We start from the raw sequence: 20,861 nt of genomic DNA on the forward strand, positions 1-20,861 counted from the left end.
CTTCTTAATTATTTTTTAACGAGTGGCAGGTTTTGGTTGTTCCATTCCATCATTCCGCCTTTCATTCGCACTGCGTTAAAACCTTTCTCACGCAGCATCTTACCTGCCACCCCGACCGTTTGACCGGATTTGCATACTAATATAATGGGGTTGTTTTTGTGGCGTTCAAGCTCGCTTAAGCGAGAAGCCAAATTTGCGTAAGGAATGTTCACTGCGCCCGCCAAATGACCGGTAGAGAATTCCTTCTTATCGCGAATATCCACTACTAGGGCATTCTCGCGGTTGATCAGGTGCGTGGCTTGCGCTGTAGACACAGAATCACCACTACGGCGGTTGTTATCCCACATCAGAGCGACAACAAAGGCACCCCAGATCGCGATCAGACCAGCGTGATTGCCAACAAACTCGAAAAGCTGTTCCATAATTACCATCGTCATGAAAATCGAAGGCGGCAGTATACCGCCTGAGTGCCCTGCCCACCACCGGCGATGCACATTCCTTCCATGACTTACAAGGCCAGAGCGGTCTTTTTGAGATCCGGTACAAGCGCGGAGAGTTCGGGTACAATGGCGGCGTTGTAGCTACAAAACTGAGTGTTTTTACATGAAATCGCGTCCAACACCTACTGCGTTAATCATTCTTGATGGCTGGGGCTATCGTAAAGAAACCCAAAACAATGCTATCGCCAATGCAAATACCCCCATTTGGGATCGCTTGCTAGAGCAATACCCCAATGTGCTGATTCAAACCTCTGGTGAAGCCGTTGGCTTGCCTGATGGTCAGATGGGAAACTCTGAAGTCGGCCATATGAATTTAGGTGCCGGACGAGTGGTTTATCAAAACTACACTCGTATCAACAAAGCTATTAAAGACGATGAGTTAAGCAAAAACGCCGCCTTGTGCGCCGCGATGGATAAAGCCATTGCCGCGGAGGGTGCTGTGCATTTTACCGGTTTGTTGTCTCCGGGTGGCGTACACAGTCATGAAGATCACCTTATTGCTTTACTCGATATGGCCAAAGCCCGCGGCGTTAAACACGCCTATGTGCACGCTATTTTAGATGGCCGCGATATGCCGCCTCGCTCGGCAGAACCGTCGCTTGCCAAAGTAGAAGCGCATTGCGCGAGCTTAGGCAACGCCAGCATTGCTACTGTGATTGGCCGCTTCTTCTCAATGGACCGCGACAATCGCTGGGATCGTGTTGCTAAAGGTTATGTCGCAATGACAGAAGCTCAAGCACCCTTTACCGCTCCAAGCGCAACTGCCGCACTTGCCGCTGCTTATGAACGTGATGAGAACGACGAGTTCGTGCAAGCCACTGTGATTGGCGATGGTTCTGGCGTGGTGAAAGATGGCGATAGCATCATTTGTTTCAATTTCCGCCCCGACCGCGCGCGTGAAATTACTCGTGCATTTGTTGATGGCGATGAGTTCACTGGCTTCGAGCGTGCTGTGCGCCCAGCACTTTCCGACTACGTCATGCTGACCGAATATGCTGCCACTATTAAAGCCAGCTGTGCCTATCCACCAGCGACGCTAACCAATGGCATCGGCGAATACGTGTCTTCATTAGGCATGAAACAGCTACGCATTGCCGAAACAGAGAAATACGCCCACGTTACTTTCTTTTTCTCGGGTGGCCGTGAAGAAGAATATGACGGCGAAACCCGTATTTTAGTGCAATCACCCGATGTCACGACCTACGACTTGCAACCAGAAATGAGCGCACCAGAAGTAACGGCGAAGCTGGTTGATGCCATTAAAAACGGTGGTTACGACTTAATCGTCTGTAACTATGCTAACGGTGACATGGTGGGTCATACCGGTGTGTACGATGCCGCGGTAAAAGCCGCCGAATGTATCGACGATTGTTTAAAACAAGTCACCGATGCCATATTGGAAGTCGGCGGCGAATGCTTAATCACAGCCGACCACGGCAATGCCGAGCAAATGCTCGACGACCAAGGCCGTGCCATGACTCAGCACACCACTGGCCCTGTTAATTTGATTTACGTGCAAGACCGTAAAGAAGCCGTTAACTTGCGCCCTGGTAACCTAGCGGATGTGTCTCCAACCTTACTTAGCATGATGGGTATCGCCCAGCCTGCTGAGATGACAGGTGAATCTTTGGTTGGCTATGGCGACTAAGTGATGTCTCTGCGCTTATTGGCATTTGCTTTGATCTCTTTGTTCATCATCAGCCCTGTGTGGGCCGATGATGACGAGGCGCGCCTGAATGAACTGAAATCTGAAATCAAAAAGCTCGAACACTGGCTCAACTCTGCCAAAGACGAGTACGCCGGTCTTAACAAGTCGTTAAAACAGTCGGATGAAGAAATTGGTGCTCTGCTCAAACAAATACAACAAACCCAGACTCAGCTGCGGGAGGAGCAAGCCCGCCTAAAAAAGCTTCGCCTGGAGCAGACGCAGCTCCACCAGCTTCAAACTGAGCATCAGCGTCACCTATCTCAGCAAGTGATTGCTTCACGCAATATGGGTGATGAAAGCGCTCTGCGTTTGTGGTTAGCCCAAGATGATCCGCAGCAATCTCAACGCTTAATGCGTTACTTCAGCTATTTTAATCAAGCCCGAGTAGAGAATATTGAACACACCATGGCAGAACTGGTGCGTCTTGATCAAATCGCCGAGCTCATTGTGCAACAAGAACAAGCGCTGAAGTCCACTGAACAATCCTTGCTCAACAAAAACACAACGCTTAGTAGTAAACGCAAAGATCAGCAAAGGATCTTGGCGAATCTCAGTAAAAAGATGAATACTGAGTCGCAACGTTTGACGCAGAAACAAGCTGACCGCAAGCGTTTAGAGAATTTATTAGCTGAAGTCGAAACGATTTTAGCCAACAGTCCACGCCAAAATGACGAGCGCCCGTTCAATAAAATGAAGGGGAAATTACCACGCCCAGTGGCAGGACGAGTGTTAAAAGCCTTTGGTAACGCCAATAGCGAAACCATGTCGCGCTGGGAAGGCTGGCAAATTGGCGTGCAAGAAGGCGCTGAAGTAAGAGCGATTCATCATGGCCGAGTGGTATTTTCTGATTGGTTGCGTGGCTTTGGGTTACTGCTCATCATTGATCATGGCCAAGGTTACCTCAGCTTGTATGCGCACAATGAAACGCTGCTGCGCGATGTAGGTAGTTGGGTAAATGGTGGCGATATTGTGGCAGCTGCTGGTCGCAGTGGTGGACTCACAGACCCTGCCCTGTATTTTGAAATTCGTTACCAAGGTCGGCCTCAAGATCCTGCGGTTTGGATACGTTAGACATCTGAGTTAACACTCTGTGACTTTTGTGCCATGCTTGGGACAGTCGTACACCGTCGGTCATTATTACAACGCTATTAGAGCCGGAATATCATGTTACCTAAGCACCTACTACGCCCTATTTTGTTTTCCCTTGGATGCACTCTGGCTTTTCAAGCAGGTGCCGAAACCGCCGACGAAGCTCCAACCCCAGAACAAGTAAAAGCTGCAGCAACACTGCAAGGCCAATTGCCATTACAAGAGTTGCGCAACTTCACCGAAATATTCGAGCGCATTCGCAGTGCTTACGTCGAAGAAATCGACGACAAAACCCTCTTTGATTACGCCATTAAAGGCATGCTTACTTCCCTTGATCCGCACTCTGCTTATTTACAAGAAGAAGCCTTTACTGATTTACGCGAATCGACGTCAGGTAAGTTTGGCGGCCTAGGTATTGAAGTGGGCATGGAAAATGGCTTAATTCGTGTCATCACCCCAATTGATGATACTCCTGCTGAAAAAGCAGGGATTCGCGCAGGCGACTTTATTGTGACACTGGATGATGAGCCAATTATGGGCTTAACCCTCAGTGAAGCCGTCGAACGTATGCGTGGCGAACCGGGCAGCAAGATTTCGTTAGAAGTGCGTCGCGGTGAAGAAAACGAGTTATTAAGTTTCACCCTTGAACGTGCAGAGATTAAAGTCGCCAGTGTTCGCACTGAAATGATGAGCGGCGATATTGGCTATGTGCGCATAACCCAATTTCAAGAGCACACGGGTGCCGAGCTGAAAAAAGCCCTACAAAAATGGGCTGAAGACGGTAAATTAAATGGCCTTATTCTCGACTTACGCAACAACCCTGGCGGCGTATTAGATGCTGCAGTCGATGTGGTTGATGCCTTTATTAGCTCTGGGGTTATTGTTTATACCAAGGGACGTAACCCTCAATCTGAATTACGTTTTGAAGCAACCGCAGATACCGTTGCCGGTGATATACCCGTGGTCGTTTTAATTAACGGTGGCTCCGCTTCGGCTTCAGAAATTGTCGCGGGCGCATTGCAAGATCATAAACGCGCAGTGATTGTTGGTACTCAATCATTCGGTAAAGGCTCGGTACAAAGCGTGCTGCCATTAACCGAAACCAGTGCAGTAAAACTCACCACCGCCCGTTACTTCACCCCGAATGATCGCTCTATTCAAGCACAAGGTATCGTGCCTGATATCGTGGTAGAACAAAGTGAAGTAACACCGTATGAAGAACGCTATTACAAAGAGTCGGATTTACCGGGTCATTTAAGTAATCCAACCGTAAAAGCTAAAAACGATGCTTCAGAAAAAACGAGCGCCACTAAAGAAAGCGCATCCGAGAAGAAAGACAGCGGTTTGCTAAAGAAAGATTTTCAGCTGTACGAAGCACACACCTTATTGCGCGGCGTTAGCATTCTAAGCCCAGTCCGAGTTAATGCCTCGGAGGGCTGATTGAACCGCTTTGTTTCTGTTCTGCTGGGTGGATTGATAGCGGGAAGTCATGTACTTCCTGCGTTCGCCGAGCAGCCGCTGCCACCCAAACCGCAGCTCATCATTATTCTTGACGATATTGGTAACAACCACACCTTAGGGCTGCGCGCCGTTAATCTGCCAGCACCAGTTACTCTAGCGTTTTTACCTTTCACTCCTTTTGCTGCCCGCCTTGCCGAACGCGCTAACCAACAAGGGCATGGCATTATGCTGCATGCACCGATGGCGAATGAAAGCGGCGCCAAGCTCGGCCCCGGTGCGCTCACCCCAGATATGGATCGCATTCATTTACAGCAAACGCTGAGCGATAGCTTAGAGGCTATTCCTCATGTGCAAGGGGTGAATAATCATATGGGCAGCCTACTCACCCAGCAGCCTGAAGCCATGAGTTGGGTGATGGAAGTATTAGCCGAACAAGATTTGTACTTTGTTGATAGCTTAACCAGCCCTTTAAGCGTCGCCGCCGAAAACGCTTCAGAAGCTGGTATTCCAACCGTCTCTCGCGATGTATTTCTCGATAACGAACGCACCGAAGAAAGCTTAAATAAACAATTTAATCATGCACTGAGCGTTGCTAAACGCCGAGGACACGCGGTTTTAATTGGGCATCCTTACCCAGAAACACTGTCGTATTTAGAGCAACGCCTACCTACCGTAGAGTTAGAAGGCGTGGAATTACAACGTGCGGGTGATTATTTACTACGCCAACAGTGGCGCACACCCGCCCCAGAATTACCGCTAGTATCGCGCTATCAACTGCTGCTAGAACCGCAATAATTTAGCTCAATCGCAAATTAAGCCATCGTCTGGAATGAGTGCTTCATAACGTTCATCGGTTAGCGTACGTAAAAAACAGACCATGGCATCAATATCAGCATCATCCATTTTATTGCCATCTTGCAGCTCGGTTAGGCTAATAGTCGCAGATACCTCGGCATCAGCCCACGCAACGCCTGTTTCTGGATTAACCATATAATCCGAATCTGTTAAAAAATGATCATAAAACTTAATCACAGTAGCTAGATCGCGAAAGACACCGTTGTGCATGTAGGGTGCTGTTACCGCAATATTGCGCAAAGTAGGTACCTTAAACTTACCTTTTTCTGCGTCATCGGTTACGGCATTATTTGCCAACAATCCCGAATCTATTACCCCCTCTTCCGCACCATTTAACGCACGTGCTGCGGTATTAATCGGTACGCCAATATTGTGATATTCATAATTCGTAAACGTTTCGGTTTTACTACTATTGGCATTTTGTTGATGGCAGGTAGCGCAAGCCGTAAATTGCTGAGAAAAGAACAAGGCTTTACCTTGAGCCGCTTTCGACAGCGGATCATACGTATATTCACCGCGTAAAGAACGATCGTATTTAGAACTAAAAGGCGCAAATGCGTCGGTTTTTTCGAAGGTAGCAATACTATCGGTAATGGCATCGTATGCTGCATCCACATCATCAAATATTGCACTGCCGTAAATAGTCGTAAAAGCCTCAACATAATCTGAGTTTGCTAAAACGCGATCAATAACACTGGCTTTATCTGGCATCGCCATTTCAATGCTATTCACCAGCGGGCCTGCAGCCTGTGCTTGCAAATCGTCGGCTCGGCCATCAAAAAATTGCCCACCTAACCAACCGCTGTAATCGGGTTGCTGGCTATTAAACCGTGCGTGAGTACCAAACTGAAATAACGGCGAAAATGCTGCATACATAGCCGTTGGTGCATTGCGATCACCAAATGATACCGCATCGTCACCGCCTGAAACGGCACTGATCTCTCCTCCGGCATTTAAGCGGGGATCTATAAACGCGTGTTCGGGGGAGTGACAAGTGGCACACGATTGCGTGCGATTAAATGACAAGTTGTTATCGCGAAATAGCGCCTCACCCAAAGCCGACTTAGTGGTAAAAGCCGGTTCTCTAGAATCGTTGCTATCGCCACCACAGCCCGCTAATAGCAGTGCGCATGTGAGTGCGATTACGCGTTTTTTAAGTATTAACATCACAATTATTCTCTCTCAGCTCGCAAGCCAACAACCGATGCCGCCGCAGTTGGTGCCTTTCATTGTGCGTAAATCCTAACATAAGATCAGGCAATCTTAAAAAGAATCAAACTTATTCGTTGTTGCAAATCATTCGTAACAGCATTACGATACTCAGACATTTGCAGTCCAACGAAACGGTATAGAGCCCAAAAAGCTAATAATGCCGTAATCGTATTACCAGAATTTGAGGGAAAAATGATGAAGCTGACGCGTATCGCAACCCTAGTTGCAACCATTTCTATGATCACTGCATGTGGCGGCGGCAGCTCTTCTAGCGATAGCGCATCTGATGATCAAGATACTGGTATAGCCATTAACCTAGATAATGTTAGTAAAGTACTAGAAACCAATGCGGATATTGCTTACGCGGTATACAGCGATGCAGTAACAACGGCACAAGCACTTAAAACAGCACTCACAGCCTTACGTGTTAACCCAACCGCCGAAACCTTAGCAGCCGCTAAAGATGCTTGGTTGGTGGCGCGTGAACCGTATGGCCAAAGTGAAGTGTATCGTTTCCGCCTTAGCCCAATCGACTCAACCGATTACAGCAGCGAAGACGGTCTTGAAGGTGACATCAATGCATGGCCATTAGGTGAAGCCCTTATCGATTATGTGCAAGTGAACACCACCGACTTCGGCGATGACCAAATTGGTGTTACGGCGAATGATGTGGGTATTAACGGTGGCGGCGCTGTAAACAGCGATAACTTCGACAACACATCACCAAAAACGAACATTATCGGTAATACCAGTATTGTTATTGATGAAGACTTATTGTCAGGCAATCTTTCAGCCAGCGACGAACATGATGTTATTGCGGGATATCACGCTATTGAGTTTTTGCTATGGGGCCAAGATCTAAATAACGATACCGGCACCACTGACGGCACAGATCGTGACGATGCCGTTAAAACCAGAGGTGCCAGTAATTTAGCAACGGGGGGTCAACGCCCATTAAGCGATTTTGAGCCGGGTTATGACGACGAAACGACCACCTATAATTCGTCAGTAGAATCCGATCGTCGCCATAAATACCTTGAAGTAGTTGTCGATAAATTAATTGCCGATTTAACCAGTGTACGTGACGGCTGGGCCGAAGGTTCTGACTACCGCACAGCATTTACAACCATCACAACCGAAGCACAAGCCAAACAAAAATTGGCCGAAATACTGACAGGTATGGGAACACTATCGGAAGGCGAATTGGCAGGTGAACGTATGCAAATCGCCTTCAGTGCTAACTCGCAAGAAGATGAACACTCTTGTTTCTCAGATAATACCCACCGCGATATTTGGCTAGACGCAGAAGGCGTTAGCAACAGCTATTACGGCGAGTATGCAGGCTACGATAGCGATCTTGATGGCGTCGATGATGTTATCACCAATGCTGTTAGTGGTTATGGTATCGACGACTTCTTAGCCGATGCCGGTGCAACAGCCGACGCCTCTGCGCTAGCGACCGCACTAACAACAACAGCGACGCATTACACCGCGATTGATACTGCGGCCCGCGCTGGCTCACCGTTCGATGTGCAAATCATGACCGAAAATTTCAATAGCGACAGCGCCGTATATAAAACGATTGTCGCGCTTAATGCTCAGGCTAATTTAATTGCAGATTTAGCTGAGTCATTAAATATTGAAACCAGCGTAGTTGATGATGATGCCTCGGCCTGTGACACCAGTGATCCGACGGCAACCTGCGATTAATTTTATCTAGCGTATTTATGATGAAATTATTTAGGCCGGATTCGTTCCGGCCTCATCTGTTGTTGGCACTTGGTTTTTTACTCGTCGGAATAGTGCTAGTAAACCTTGTCATTGGTGATAAGGCGGCTTCGCCTGCACACCTTTCTACGCCTGATATTCGTCAAGAAGAATCATTGCCAGGAGGCTCTTCGAGCATTCCGTACCGCGCTATAGCCTCACTCGAAATTCCTTCTCCCGAATTAACCGATAGTGCTAAATCACTATTTTATGCGGGTAAAGCACTTGCGCATCAGCCTTGGGTTAAAGCACCCACTGCCACAACGGCAAGAGATGGCTTAGGGCCGCTATACAATGCACGCAGTTGTTTGGGTTGCCATGTAAAAGGGGCAAAAGGCATTGTTCCCGACGACCCAAATAAACCGCTGACGAACGGCTTCGTGCGCTTGAGTATTCCTGGATATGATCCTGTATTAGGCGTGGTTCCCGAACCGACTTATGGCGATCAACTACAAACTGAATCCACCTCCCTAGCCAATCAATTAGGACTAGTACTAACCCAAACGGGTGAAGGGGAAGTTAAACCTGAAGCTAAGGTCTTTCTGCAATGGCAATCCTACATTCAGATATATCCCGATGGCAGTGCCGTTGAATTACGTCAACCTAAGATAGATATTCGCGATCTGGGCTACGGCCCGTTCCACGACGTAACTTTATTTAGCCTACGTAATGCGCCTGCAATACACGGTATGGGATTAATTGAGGCAATACCTCAATCTGAGATTGACGCCCTAGCCGATCCCGATGATAGCAATAATGATGGAATTTCCGGTCGAGTTAATCTGGTCTGGTCACCGTACAAAGACAAACTTATACCTGGGCGGTTCGGACATAAAGCAAGTAAAGCAGAAATAGCGACCGTCGTTGCTGCAGCCTTCGCTAACGACATCGGTATTAGCAATCCTATTTTTCCGCAGCAGCCGTGCACCAGCAAACAAGCTGCGTGCCTCAATAGCCTCACCGGCAATGACGACCTAGGCTATGAAATACCGCAAGATTTACTTGAATTAGTGATTAATTTTACCCGCAATATTAGTGTACCCAAGCAACGCAGTTTCCCTATCAAAGGCCGAAGCGCATTTTATCAAAGCGGTTGTCAGCAATGTCATCAGCCACAATTCCGCACGGGTAAAGATCAATCATTCGCTCAACTTAATGACCAATTAATTTGGCCGTATAGCGATTTTTTATTACACGATATGGGCGATCAACTTGCCGATGGTCGTTCTGATTTCGACGCCACTGGTAATGAATGGCGTACCCCTCCACTTTGGGGACTGGGACTCAACAAACAAATTAATGGCTCATTAAATTTATTACATGATGGCCGCGCGCGTTCCGTTGAAGAAGCCATTCTTTGGCATGGCGGAGAAGCCACTAATGCTCGTACCAAATTCATGCAACTCGCTGCCGAAGAACGTAAGCAGCTAGTGCAATTCGTTGAAGCACTCTAAGGTAACCATGAAGCAGAATTTCACAACCTTGCCCCTAAATAAAATTAATCGCCGCCACTTTCTACGCACTCTAGGCGCGGTGACCGCGAGCCTGCCATTAGGGCTAAGCACTGAAGTCTTGGCAAAAACCAGTAATTCAAATATTAGAAATCACGAATTTTTAATTTCTGCCCAAGGTAATGACAATGAGCATTGCGGCCTAGGTTGGATTGACCCAAGCATTCCTTTTAGTAGAAATCTTACCTCAGGGTTTCGAGGCCACGGTGTTGCTCAGCATCCACATCAACCTGAGCGCATTATTATGATGGCGCGCCGTCCGGGACAGTGTGGAATCGAAATGAACCTCCCTAACGGACATCTAAGAGAACGATTTAGCACTCAAGAATATCGTGAGTTTCAAGGGCATGCTTGTTTTAGTGGCGATGGCAAATTTTTATTCACCAGCGAAATGGACACAACGAACGGTGAAGGAAAAATCGGCCGCCGCGATGCTGAAACCTTTGCTTGGCTCGGGGAATTCGACAGCTATGGCATAGAACCCCACGAATTAAAATTAATGCCCGATGGCATAACGCTAGTGATCGCTAACGGTGGTTTATTAATCGATACCACCGATGGACGTACCACTACAAATTTAGAGTCAATGGATTCTTCACTGGTATATATCAATAGCTTTACTGGTGAATTAATTGAGCGACATAAATTAGCAGAGAGCAAAGCCAGCATCCGTCACTTGGATGTCGCAACCGATGGATCAGTTGCGATTTCAATGCAAGTTCAGCGACAAGCCCTGCCCCATCAAGAGCCTATTGCGTTAACGGCTATACATCGCCAAGGACAAGAGATTGCTCTGTTGGATGCGCCAGAAACACTCTTACTCAATCTGCAGGATTATATTGGCAGTGTGGTGGTACATAACAAAGAACGCATTGCAGCTTTCACCAGTCCGCGCGGTAATTTAGCGCTATTTTGGCATTGTGATACCTACCAATTACTCGGTTACCACGCATTTCATGATGTTTGTGGTATCACCGTTAGTCATGATCAACGTTCATTTATTTTATCGAATTCGAATGGCGAACTGCGTTATATCGACGCACTCACTTTGCAAGAACAAAAACGGCGCCGCTTAGAATTTAACGCGATGCACTGGGACAATCACTTACTCAGCGTTGCTCTACCAACGGAAAAAAATTCATGAAAATTCCTGTATTGATCACTCGCACAGCGATTGCCAGTGCCGCCACCCTACTACTCGCTAGCTGCGGAGGTGAGCGTATTAATGACCCAGTTACCGTAACCGAAGGGAGCCTAACCACAGCGATTGTTCAAGCGTTGGACTATTCCGTCATTCCAGCCGTCAATTCATTCAGCAACGCCAGTATTAACTTATTAAGTGCTAGCGAAGCGTTTTGCTCAGCGCCTTCTGCCATTCTACTGAGTAATGCGCAAGCGCAGTGGAAAACAACCGCTACCGCATGGTTCCGCTTAGCACCCTATCGCTTTGGACCATTAAATGATGATCCCGTGTTGCCCGAGTACATCTATATCGATTCTTTACGTCTGCGTGGTACGGATTATACCGCCACAGTACGCACTGATATTGAAACCGCAATTAGCGATTCCAGTACCTTAGATGACGCCTACTTTGCTGCAAAAAACTTTCAAAAAGTTGGCATACTGGCTCTAGAAATTACGCTCTTTGAAACCGTGGACACAAGGAGTACAACAACCGGCGATATCGTTACCGAGTTCACAAATACCCCACGTAAATGCCAAGTATTAACCGGCCTTGCAACACAACTGAGTAATCGCGCCACAACGGTTTCCGAGCAGTGGAATAACGATTATGACGAAACGGGCAAAAGCTATCGTACGACGTTTATTGCGGGCGAACTGAGTGATGGTACCGAGCCGTTAACCTTATTGATCACCAGCGTGCAGGAATATCTCGACTATTTACAACAACGTGATGTCGTCAATCTAACAGCTCAAAAAGCCGGAATAGCCTGGACTCTGGCTAAAGCCTCAATTAGTGAAATTGAGCAACTATTCTCGGGAACTGATGCAACTACGGTTAGCTTCCGATCGTTAATACAAACCTCAGGTTATCAAAGCGAAATTGCAGCCGTCGATGACAATATTCAAGCGGCATACGACGCAATCACAGCAAAAGATTCCGTGCTATTCAGCGTTGCCGCAGCAGCATTAGATGGCAACTTTAAACGCGAGATTCCTGATGGACTCGAAGTGGAATTAGGCATTAATTTCACCGATGGCGACTAATTTTAAATTTTTAAAGGTAAATACTATGAGCACATTGTTAACCGCTCCATTTAAGCGCCAGCTATTAGCTGCAGCACTCAGCACTTGCATTGCATTACCTGCTGTAGCGGCAACGGATGAGACTGACGCACCAACGAATGCTGAATTACAGCAACGTATCACCGAATTAGAAAAGGCGCTAGACCTTCGGTTTAATGCGCTTGCCGACACCCGAGAGCAAAAAGAATCCAGCAGCGCTAAGCAAGTCCATATCGGTGGCTATGGTGAAATGCACTACGCCAACTTAAATACCGATGGCGTTGAAGAGCGTGAATTAGATTTCCACCGTATGGTGCTGTTCTTTGGTTACGATTTTAACGACCGTATTCGCTTTGTTACTGAATTCGAAGTTGAACACGTACTCGTGTCTGCTGGCAGCCAAGGCGCAGTAGAAATTGAACAAGCCTATATTGAGATGGATTTAAAAAATAATTTAAAATTCCGTAGCGGTGTCATGCTCATGCCAATCGGCATCGTTAACGAAACTCATGAGCCGCCAACATTTTATGGTGTAGAGCGTCCGATTATTGAAACCACGATTATTCCTTCCACTTGGTACTCCGCGGGCATCAGTTTAACGCACAGCTTAGATAACGGTGTTAGCTACGACATCATGCTATCTGAAGGTTTAAAAACCGAAGACCCTACCTTTGACAGCAGTGCAGAACCCTTTAATTTAAAAGCAGGTAAACAAAAAGGGTCTTTTGCCGACGCCTTTGATCTAGCGGTAACCGCTCGTGTTGCCTATCGCGGTATTACCGGGCTAGAGCTAGCGGCCTATGCGCAATATCAGCCAGATTTAGATCAAAGCGCTGAGATTTCTTACGCCGACTCGGCAACGCTCGTCGGTGGCCATGTTAAATATCAAGTTGGCAATATCACCACGACTGCACTTTACAGCCGCTGGGACTTAGCCGGTGATCAAGCAAAAGCTGCGGAGCAAGACGTGCAAGATGGTGGCTACGTTGAAATGTCATGGCGCGCCGATCCGTCTTGGGGCATTTTTGGCCGTCATAGTATTTGGTCGCAAACCACAGATCAAAGCGCGACTCAGAGCGATGTCGGTATTAACTACTACCCGCATCCAGATGTCGTCTTTAAAGCTGACTATCAAGTGCAAAATGAAGATGCCGGTAACAGTGACGGCTTTCATTTAGGCATGGGTTATCAGTTTTAATTAATCGCTAATAAAATCACAGCGCACTGCTATAGAATCAGTGCGCCGTTTTTTATACGTCGAATATTCATTCATCTTGCTCGACAGACTTCTTCTGACGTTGATGCAAAAAGGCCATTCCCAATAGACTTAGCCCTAAGCCCATGAACGCGATAACACGATAAATACCTGCCAACTGCGACATATCGACTAAAAATACTTTAGCGACAACCAAGCCTAACATCAGCATGCCACCTCGATAGATGGTTATACCAAAACGTCCACTGCCGGATAAAATAGCTGCAACAGCAATCGCTAACCAAACTGCCGAATAGGTATATAGCTCGCCATTGCTGGTACTCAGCTCTAAATTAATAGACCCCTGCCAAAGGTGGCGTATTTCTAACGAAACAAAGATAAAACCTGCTATAGCGGTAAATACTGCAGCTCCTTTACGATATTCCGGTACAAAATAATAAACCGATAAGTAACCCAGCAAGACCGGCACGGCAAAGACAAGTAGCAAGGCATTCAAAATAGGCGTGGTGCTGATTGCAGCCCATACCCAATCATGACTATTAAGCGTCGCTATTAAAATCATGCCATAAGTTAAAAATGCGGCAGCCATTAAACCGTGACTGTAGATGTTATAAAGTTTGGCTAACGACTGACTCACTCGACGTTTATGTTGATATACCAAAGCCAAAGTACCGAATAAGCCGACATTCAATGCCGCCTCTAGCAAGGTAAACTCAGTGGCGAAAATCTCACCGTCGTAAAGCCAATAACGTAATTCAACCCACAGCGTCAAAACAAACAAATGCAGCACCGCAGCTTCGGCCCAGCGCATTAAATCCTGCACTTGTGTCAGTTCTAGTCCACGCTGCCATTGACGTAACACCAATAAAGAGATCCAAGCACAAAAAGTCGAGCCGCCGTACGTCCACAACGACCAATGGGTGTCTATTGGATACTCGGCTACCCAAGGATTTAAGGTTAATCGTGCGACGACGAGCACTAACACAACCTTTAACAACCAACTCATATCCGCGAGATTAAAGCGCTGCATAATCACGGCAATAGAAATACTCTGAGCCGCTAATGCCAAGGTTAATCCGGCTTCATCAAACAATAGGCTGGCGGCAAACGCATAGCCGAAATGCCCAGCAAGAAATAACCATACGGACCAAACTTGCGGCCATTCACCGCGCACAGAGTAGGTTGCAAGGGCAATATACGTTGCTGCAATAATGGCTGCCGTTAAGCTCCATAGCCAATCTTGCAACAAAGAACCACACAATAAGTAAGCCAAAACAAATGAGAATAATGGAGCCATGACCGCCAGCGATGCCCACCATGCGTCTCTATTAAAATGCTCGTTCGCTGCACTGTTAGCGCGATTCCAAATACTGAGCACGCTAACGACCAAGGCGGTTATCAACAAATAGCCTACAAATGCGCCTTGCTGATCTTCAGGCATAGGAATCAGTATGAATTTTTCACTCGTTTCACTTACACGACTCAATAGCCAAATAACAATTTGACCTAAGAATAAAAGCCAAGGCAGTGCGGTAAGCGTTTGTCGCCGCTGCGCCGCAAATAATAAAATCACCATCAAAGGTAACCAGCTCAACAGCGATAGTGAGGCAAAACCTTCGGCAAAAATAGAAATACACTGTGCGCCACATACCAACGCGAGCGTGATGGGCAATAGGCGTTCGCGGCTATCTTCTAATACTTGCCTAACATTAAATAAAGAGCTGTTTTCAGGTATTTCTAGAACTTGGCGCAACAACCAGTCGCGCCACATAATAGCGATTAAGCCATAACCGAACAGGGCCAAATAGGCACCCCGCCAGCCATTCATATCGCTATCAATGAGCGAAATTCCCCACCAGCCTAAACCGCCAGCAATCAGCCCATACCAAAGCCAATCGCGATACACATAGCGCAGTAAAAACAAAACCGATGCGCTAATCACTAAACTGTACAACATAGCGACTTCGATATGGCCGCCACCGTCGGATACCAATATGGGAACGACATACGCACCCAACATACCAATCGCCGCCAGCACAGGGCCATGCAAACGCGCTAGCCACATGGTGATGCAGGACACCAGCCCCAATAAAATGAAGATAGTAGTGGGATTAAACATTTGATAAAAATGCAAAGCCGCTAATAAGGTGGCAAACAAGGTTATGCTGCCGCCACCCGCGAGGGCTGCTATTGAACTAACACTGCCATTATTTTTATGACGTAGCCATTCGGCACCTGAGTGCAAACCAAAGCCCACTAAAATACCGGTGGAGATACGTGCAACTGGGCCGAAAAAGCCTTGTTGAATGGAGTAGCGCGCCAAGAAAATTCCCGCTAAGGCGACACACAAACCACCGAGCCATACCATCCAGTTTTCTTTAAAACGGCTGAATAGAATATCGAATTGCGATGGCTCAGGCTCAGAAACGGGCGCATTAATCGAAGACGTCGTCGTGGCCGCTATAGCAGTTGAAGCCTTAGGTTCGGGCTTAATATCTACGGGCTGCTCTACCATTTTCAGCGGTTCAGCAGTTGCTAAGGGCGCTGTATTTTCCGCTTGATTGAGCACGGACTGGGATGACTTTGTGGCGAGTTGTTGTTTGATCAGCGCAACTTCAACTTTGAGTTTACGAATTTGAAAAAATGCCAGCGCCCCAAGTACAGCGCCGATAAACATCAATAAACCCATCAGACCATCCGTTGCCATTCAGCCATTCCCTTAATTAAATTAACTGCAAGAAACCATTCAAGGCATGCTACTACAGTATCGCGTAGAGGAGGAAGAATGGCAGGAGGAAGAATGGCAGAGGGAGTAAAAAAAACCAGCGGTGCCCAAAGAGTGCTTAGTCACTACGAAGGGCAAGCCAGATAAACAAGGTAAAGCGCGCGGAGAATCATCCAGCGCAAAGCGCTTACTTAGGTAAATCGCCCTGCTCAGCATAAACGTCGGCTAGTAACTCACTCACCTTTCGACGCCCTTTGAATAAAGTCAGGTGATCGGCATCAAAGTAATCTGTTACTGAAAAGTAAGGCTCAACACTCAGGTCAACCAAACGTACGCCTGTTTCGCGCTGAATAGTCGCCACCGCTTCTTTTAAATTTGCCTTACCCTGCGCCGATAAATGAATAATATCTTGGTTGCGCGGCATCAAGAGTAAATCGACCCGCTTAGCAACCTTCTGCGCATGTTTAATCGCAGTAATAAAATTCTGCAGCAACTCAGGGGCTATATTCAGGTCTTCCATATCGCAACACGCTAACCGTTGCTGGCGTGACGCTTCCATGCGGGTAGGATGCTGCATTTTTGTCATTACTTTATCAGCAAGATCCAATACTTCAGGGCTCGCTGTTGGCGGCAAGCCACCGCGATTTTCGACATACCAACCACCCGGCGGATGTGCTTGCGGCCATTCGGCCATCAGCATGTTGTATAGGTCCCAGCCCATCGTCCCCATCGGCTCGACGTTGGATGCGTTTTCTTCCGATTGTATGCGCTGCATATCACGAATCGGCGTGGACAGTAGGTTAGTCACCGCCTCTGCCGGAACGCCATTACGGATATAACGTGTATTGAATAACGCGATGGCTTCCTCGTGATCGCTTTTTGCAACCTCAAGAAAATCACGCCAGTCACCCAAAATAGCGTTGGCAGCATGGTTTAGCTGGCCCGTTTGAGCAGCACGCATGGTCGTTGCCTGAAACGGCGAAAATTCATAAATCACTAAGTCCACAGTACCGGGCGCATCTTCGTACTCTTGTTCGAAACGGCGGGCAAAGCGCTCGTGTATGCTCGGATCAGCATTACCGTAACCAAAGTTAAATGAGGTTGCGTTAACCCCCTTCGACTTTAATCTCTCATCAAAAATTTCTGGCGAAAAACCAAACTCAATCAATGACGAACCGAAAACATAAACAATCGAATCAGAACTATCCGCCGGTAACGCTAAAGCACTGTCGAGCGCAGCCGCCGACGTTTCAATGCGTTGCAAACTGAATGGATTAGGGAAAGCTTCGCGTATCTGCGACACCCCAACATTCACCACCAGCATGCCAGCCAATAGCGCCGACCCACCGAATAAAACCGTTTTTAGCGCCATTTTACGGCGTTCTTTTACTCGTCGCGGATCATAGGGATTAGTGTGATTCACACGAGTATCAGAACTGGAAGTAGATAAAGTCATGACCTGGGTCTCCTACAACCAAAAATAAGCTAAAACCAACAACCAAAATTGGCCACATCAACCAACTGCGCTCATTAAGCGCGCTACCAAAACGAATGTTTAACCAGTCGGTCAAGTGCATAAATACCAGCCCAGCAACGACTAGCCCCAGCACCACTAGGCTACTTGCACTGGCCTCAACGCCAGTCGACATATGCATTTGTGACAACATAGTCCAAGCGTTATCAAACCCAGTAGCACGGAAGAATACCCAGCCAATCACGACTAAATAGAAAGTCACTAGTACTTTAAAAATACGCACGAGCCAATTGTTGCGAGCATCAACCCAGCGTCCAATCGCCGAATACGTTAACCAATGCGTTACGCTAATAATAAAACCGTGCCATGCGCCCCAGATAACGAACGTCCACGCTGCGCCATGCCACAATCCACCCAACAGCATGGTAATGAAGACGTTGCGGGTGCGATTACCATTACGATTACCACCCACCGAAATGTATAAGTAATCGCGTAGCCAGCTAGACAGAGAAATATGCCATCGACGCCAAAAATCGACTGGAGAGCTAGAGAAATAGGGCAAGTTAAAGTTGATGGGAATATGGAAGCCCATCAATAGCGCGATACCGATGGCGATATCTGTGTATCCGCTGAAATCGCCGTAAATTTGCGCGCTAAACGCTAAAGCACCGACCCATGCATCCAAACTACTGATTGGCGTGGTGGCATCAAACGCAGTAGACGCTGGGCCTGCCATCATATCGGCCATGGTCTTTTTAATCAGACCTAACATGATCAGCATTAAACCATTGCGAATATTCGCCATGGTCGGAATCGGTAGGTTATCCAGCTGCGGCAAAATATGCTGCGCACGAAGAATAGGACCAGCAACCAGCTGCGGAAAGAATGACAGTGCCGAGAGAAAGGTAAGGAATCCGCGATGAGCTTTCATATTGCCGCGATAAACGTCAATGGTGTAACTCATACTCTGGAAGGTATAAAAGGAAATACCCACAGGTAAGATAATACTCAGCGTCGAAATGTGTGCGTCAACCCCAAATAAACCAATGAAATCTTGGGTGCTTTGCAAAACAAAATTGCTGTATTTGAAAATACCTAAAACCGATAAATTGATGAAAATACTGAGCATTAGCCAGCGTTTTTTTGTTACCGGATCATGATTGTTACGTTCAACAAAACCAGCAATCACGTAATCAGACAACGCACTGAACACTAAAAGCGGTATAAAGGCGTAATTCCAAGCGCCGTAAAACACGAGACTACTGGCCAACAACAACCACAGTTGTTTTTTATGGCTAGTGAATACGAAGTTATACAGAACAAAAAATATGGCAAAAAACCAAAAGAACTGCGGCGTATTAAATAGCATTATTATTATTCTATTAGTGGCAAGAACTTAAGCAGCTGAGTGGACAAATTAACAAAAAAAATGTTCAAAACATTCGCCGAGTGAGGCACTGCTACTGCCCGGCAAGAATATAATATTATCCTTAGAAAATGAAGTGGCCATACCCATCTTTACCAATTTGCGCCAACCTTTGGCGCAAAAAACCTCATAACCACCGCATCCTACGAAATAAGACAAGGAGACCCACTGCAATTGTTCCCATCACGCTTAAAAGAACGTAGTAACCATTCGCCATGTGCAATTCAGGGATGTGATCAAAATTCATTCCGTATAGGCCAGCTAAAAAACCTAATGGTATAAAAATCGCTGTAATCACAGTTAATACCTGCATCGTACGGTTTAACTGATGCGAAGAAATCGAAATATAACCGTCGATTAAGTCACCACAAATATCGTAAAACATCTGCGCCATGGTGTAGAGACGGTCGAAACGATCATGCAAGTCGTTAATCGAATGGCTCATTGCCTCGTCAGTATAGGCAATCGAACTAAACTCATCACCGCGTAATTCATCGGTAATATTCTTGTGATAATTAAACAACCGACGCAACTTCACCAAACGCGAGCGATAGAAAACCAGTTCTTTCATCAACTCATCACTACCGTGCTCTAACAAAGTATCTTCGACATCACTCAGGCGGGCTTCAAACTCTAATAAACGTTCAAGATAAAGACCTGCGGAGGTATGCATAACTTTTAACGCTAAATGACCTGGGCCTGCTTTTAGTAACGCAGCACCTTGCTCATTAAAAAGACGCTCAACACTGGTCGCCTCCTGCGGATGTCTGGTAATTAATAAGGTCGGGTTGATAAAAAACGCGATCGTTTGCGCTTCATGCTCAAGTTCCGAGTTGAAAGTAGCAATACCGCGATACAATACGAAAGTACTGTCATGGAATTGTTCAATCTTCGGTGGATGACGATCTCGCAGTGCGTCCTGAATGGCCAAAGGGTGGCAACCAAGAGATTCCAAAATACTCGTTTCATCCGATTTAGCTTCACTTTGTAAATCGACCCAAAGCATACCGCCCTGGGTTCGCCATAAATCAATTTGCTCACTGCCACCCAAATGTTGGCTACCCTGCGGATCAAGTCGTAACGTTCTAATCATAAAATATCCTTGTGTGCCGCATTGAAAATAAGGCGTTAAAACAAATCTAACTGCTGCCCCGCGATGCGTAAAAAATCATCACCAGTAAACTGAAAAATAGCATCGGCGATAGGCGCTAGCTGTTTTTCTAAGTAGTGCCCATAGTCCACTAGTGACCGTTGAATTTCCACTGGCTCGGGGCCGTTAATAGTGATCTTGTAAGAAATCCAACCACCACGGTCACTGAATTTCGGTTTAAGCCCTTGCTGCTCGCGCCAGACATCTAACATGGTTGCTGCGCGCGCATGTGGCGGACGATTCTTTTGATATAAGGGCAGAGGCCGCCGCAAGCGCTTACGGTAAATCAATAAGTCATCGCTTTGGCCCGTCAACAAGGCATTAACCTGCTCGCGCAGCCAATCCTCATAAGGTTCAGCAAAAAACACTCGCCGATACAGTTCACGTTGAAACTGACGTGCCAGCGGGGTCCAATCGGTGCGCACCGCTTCTAGCCCTTTAAACACCATCTCAGCCTTGTCGGCGGTTTCAATGAGCCCGGCATAACGCTTTTTACTGCCCGGTTCTTCACCCCGAATAG

The 20,861-nt window shown here is 46.9% G+C and carries 16 protein-coding genes; 9 read left to right on the forward strand and 7 right to left on the reverse strand.

What is annotated here, in order from left to right; genetic code table 11:
* Positions 1-8: 8 nt before the first annotated feature.
* A complete protein-coding gene (locus UXZ23_RS09735) occupies positions 9-422 on the reverse strand; it encodes a rhodanese-like domain-containing protein (protein ID WP_015488083.1) in 414 nt (137 codons plus the stop codon).
* Between the two features lie 181 nt (positions 423-603).
* Here UXZ23_RS09735 and gpmI point away from each other — a divergent pair, with 181 nt between their 5' ends.
* The 4 genes from gpmI to UXZ23_RS09755 all read left to right on the forward strand — a co-directional run bounded on the left by gpmI (position 604) and on the right by UXZ23_RS09755 (position 5,553).
* A complete protein-coding gene (gene gpmI, locus UXZ23_RS09740) occupies positions 604-2,148 on the forward strand; it encodes a 2,3-bisphosphoglycerate-independent phosphoglycerate mutase (RefSeq protein ID WP_320820392.1) in 1,545 nt (514 codons plus the stop codon).
* Between the two features lie 3 nt (positions 2,149-2,151).
* Positions 2,152-3,279 (forward strand): murein hydrolase activator EnvC family protein, encoded by a 1,128-nt coding sequence (locus UXZ23_RS09745; protein WP_320820393.1) that lies wholly within the window; start codon positions 2,152-2,154, stop codon positions 3,277-3,279.
* A 93-nt stretch (positions 3,280-3,372) separates the two neighbouring features.
* Positions 3,373-4,737 carry a S41 family peptidase gene (locus tag UXZ23_RS09750; protein WP_320820394.1) on the forward strand — a complete coding sequence of 455 codons (1,365 nt, stop codon included), beginning with the start codon at positions 3,373-3,375 and terminating at the stop codon, positions 4,735-4,737.
* A complete protein-coding gene (locus UXZ23_RS09755) occupies positions 4,738-5,553 on the forward strand; it encodes a divergent polysaccharide deacetylase family protein (protein WP_320820395.1) in 816 nt (271 codons plus the stop codon).
* Positions 5,554-5,559: 6 nt separating this feature from the next.
* On the opposite strand, the gene UXZ23_RS09760 is transcribed toward UXZ23_RS09755, so the two are convergent.
* Positions 5,560-6,780, reverse strand: a complete 1,221-nt coding sequence (locus tag UXZ23_RS09760; RefSeq protein WP_320820406.1) for a cytochrome-c peroxidase — start codon at positions 6,778-6,780, stop codon at positions 5,560-5,562.
* Positions 6,781-7,017: 237 nt separating this feature from the next.
* Here UXZ23_RS09760 and UXZ23_RS09765 point away from each other — a divergent pair, with 237 nt between their 5' ends.
* Genes UXZ23_RS09765 through UXZ23_RS09785 form a run of 5 tightly spaced genes read left to right on the forward strand, consistent with a single transcriptional unit; the run spans position 7,018 to position 13,548 of the window.
* A complete protein-coding gene (locus tag UXZ23_RS09765) occupies positions 7,018-8,535 on the forward strand; it encodes an imelysin family protein (RefSeq protein ID WP_320820396.1) in 1,518 nt (505 codons plus the stop codon).
* A gap of 17 nt (positions 8,536-8,552) precedes the next feature.
* Positions 8,553-10,046 carry a di-heme oxidoredictase family protein gene (locus UXZ23_RS09770; protein ID WP_320820397.1) on the forward strand — a complete coding sequence of 498 codons (1,494 nt, stop codon included), beginning with the start codon at positions 8,553-8,555 and terminating at the stop codon, positions 10,044-10,046.
* A 7-nt stretch (positions 10,047-10,053) separates the two neighbouring features.
* A complete protein-coding gene (locus UXZ23_RS09775; protein ID WP_320820398.1) occupies positions 10,054-11,247 on the forward strand; it encodes a DUF1513 domain-containing protein in 1,194 nt (397 codons plus the stop codon).
* Positions 11,244-12,332 carry an imelysin family protein gene (locus tag UXZ23_RS09780; RefSeq protein ID WP_320820399.1) on the forward strand — a complete coding sequence of 363 codons (1,089 nt, stop codon included), beginning with the start codon at positions 11,244-11,246 and terminating at the stop codon, positions 12,330-12,332. The genes UXZ23_RS09775 and UXZ23_RS09780 overlap by 4 nt, the downstream gene beginning before the upstream one ends.
* A 25-nt stretch (positions 12,333-12,357) precedes the next feature.
* Positions 12,358-13,548 (forward strand): porin, encoded by a 1,191-nt coding sequence (locus UXZ23_RS09785; RefSeq protein WP_320820400.1) that lies wholly within the window; start codon positions 12,358-12,360, stop codon positions 13,546-13,548.
* Positions 13,549-13,615: 67 nt separating this feature from the next.
* Here the strand turns inward: UXZ23_RS09785 and UXZ23_RS09790 are convergent, their stop codons facing one another.
* From UXZ23_RS09790 to UXZ23_RS09810, 5 genes are all read right to left on the reverse strand, one after another.
* Positions 13,616-16,273 carry a DUF2339 domain-containing protein gene (locus UXZ23_RS09790; protein ID WP_320820401.1) on the reverse strand — a complete coding sequence of 886 codons (2,658 nt, stop codon included), beginning with the start codon at positions 16,271-16,273 and terminating at the stop codon, positions 13,616-13,618.
* A 205-nt stretch (positions 16,274-16,478) separates the two neighbouring features.
* Entirely contained in the window at positions 16,479-17,747 is a 1,269-nt protein-coding gene (locus tag UXZ23_RS09795; RefSeq protein WP_320820402.1) for a hypothetical protein, read from the reverse strand.
* Entirely contained in the window at positions 17,722-19,134 is a 1,413-nt protein-coding gene (locus UXZ23_RS09800) for an MBOAT family O-acyltransferase (protein WP_320820403.1), read from the reverse strand. The genes UXZ23_RS09795 and UXZ23_RS09800 overlap by 26 nt, the downstream gene beginning before the upstream one ends.
* A 184-nt stretch (positions 19,135-19,318) precedes the next feature.
* Positions 19,319-20,284: a magnesium transporter CorA family protein gene (locus UXZ23_RS09805; protein ID WP_320820404.1), complete on the reverse strand. Its 966-nt coding sequence runs from the start codon at positions 20,282-20,284 to the stop codon at positions 19,319-19,321.
* A 35-nt stretch (positions 20,285-20,319) separates the two neighbouring features.
* Positions 20,320-20,861, reverse strand: a 542-nt coding sequence (locus UXZ23_RS09810) for a DNA polymerase domain-containing protein (protein WP_320820405.1), incomplete at its 5' end; no start/stop codon positions are given.

The sequence above is a fragment of the Thalassolituus sp. genome (assembly GCF_034111725.1).
GTDB lineage: Bacteria > Pseudomonadota > Gammaproteobacteria > Pseudomonadales > Oceanobacteraceae > Thalassolituus.

Excerpts from the sequence above, each read along its gene's own strand:
- UXZ23_RS09735 (WP_015488083.1), bottom strand. The coding sequence starts at position 422 with ATGGAACAGCTTTTCGAGTTTGTTGGCAATCACGCTGGTCTGATCGCG.
- UXZ23_RS09750 (WP_320820394.1), top strand. The coding sequence starts at position 3,373 with ATGTTACCTAAGCACCTACTACGCCCTATTTTGTTTTCCCTTGGATGC.
- UXZ23_RS09800 (WP_320820403.1), bottom strand. The coding sequence starts at position 19,134 with ATGCTATTTAATACGCCGCAGTTCTTTTGGTTTTTTGCCATATTTTTT.
- UXZ23_RS09780 (WP_320820399.1), top strand. The coding sequence starts at position 11,244 with ATGAAAATTCCTGTATTGATCACTCGCACAGCGATTGCCAGTGCCGCC.
- gpmI (WP_320820392.1), top strand. The coding sequence starts at position 604 with ATGAAATCGCGTCCAACACCTACTGCGTTAATCATTCTTGATGGCTGG.
- UXZ23_RS09805 (WP_320820404.1), bottom strand. The coding sequence starts at position 20,284 with ATGATTAGAACGTTACGACTTGATCCGCAGGGTAGCCAACATTTGGGT.
- UXZ23_RS09785 (WP_320820400.1), top strand. The coding sequence starts at position 12,358 with ATGAGCACATTGTTAACCGCTCCATTTAAGCGCCAGCTATTAGCTGCA.
- UXZ23_RS09770 (WP_320820397.1), top strand. The coding sequence starts at position 8,553 with ATGATGAAATTATTTAGGCCGGATTCGTTCCGGCCTCATCTGTTGTTG.
- UXZ23_RS09775 (WP_320820398.1), top strand. The coding sequence starts at position 10,054 with ATGAAGCAGAATTTCACAACCTTGCCCCTAAATAAAATTAATCGCCGC.
- UXZ23_RS09765 (WP_320820396.1), top strand. The coding sequence starts at position 7,018 with ATGATGAAGCTGACGCGTATCGCAACCCTAGTTGCAACCATTTCTATG.
- UXZ23_RS09790 (WP_320820401.1), bottom strand. The coding sequence starts at position 16,273 with ATGGCAACGGATGGTCTGATGGGTTTATTGATGTTTATCGGCGCTGTA.
- UXZ23_RS09745 (WP_320820393.1), top strand. The coding sequence starts at position 2,152 with ATGTCTCTGCGCTTATTGGCATTTGCTTTGATCTCTTTGTTCATCATC.
- UXZ23_RS09795 (WP_320820402.1), bottom strand. The coding sequence starts at position 17,747 with ATGACTTTATCTACTTCCAGTTCTGATACTCGTGTGAATCACACTAAT.
- UXZ23_RS09760 (WP_320820406.1), bottom strand. The coding sequence starts at position 6,780 with ATGTTAATACTTAAAAAACGCGTAATCGCACTCACATGCGCACTGCTA.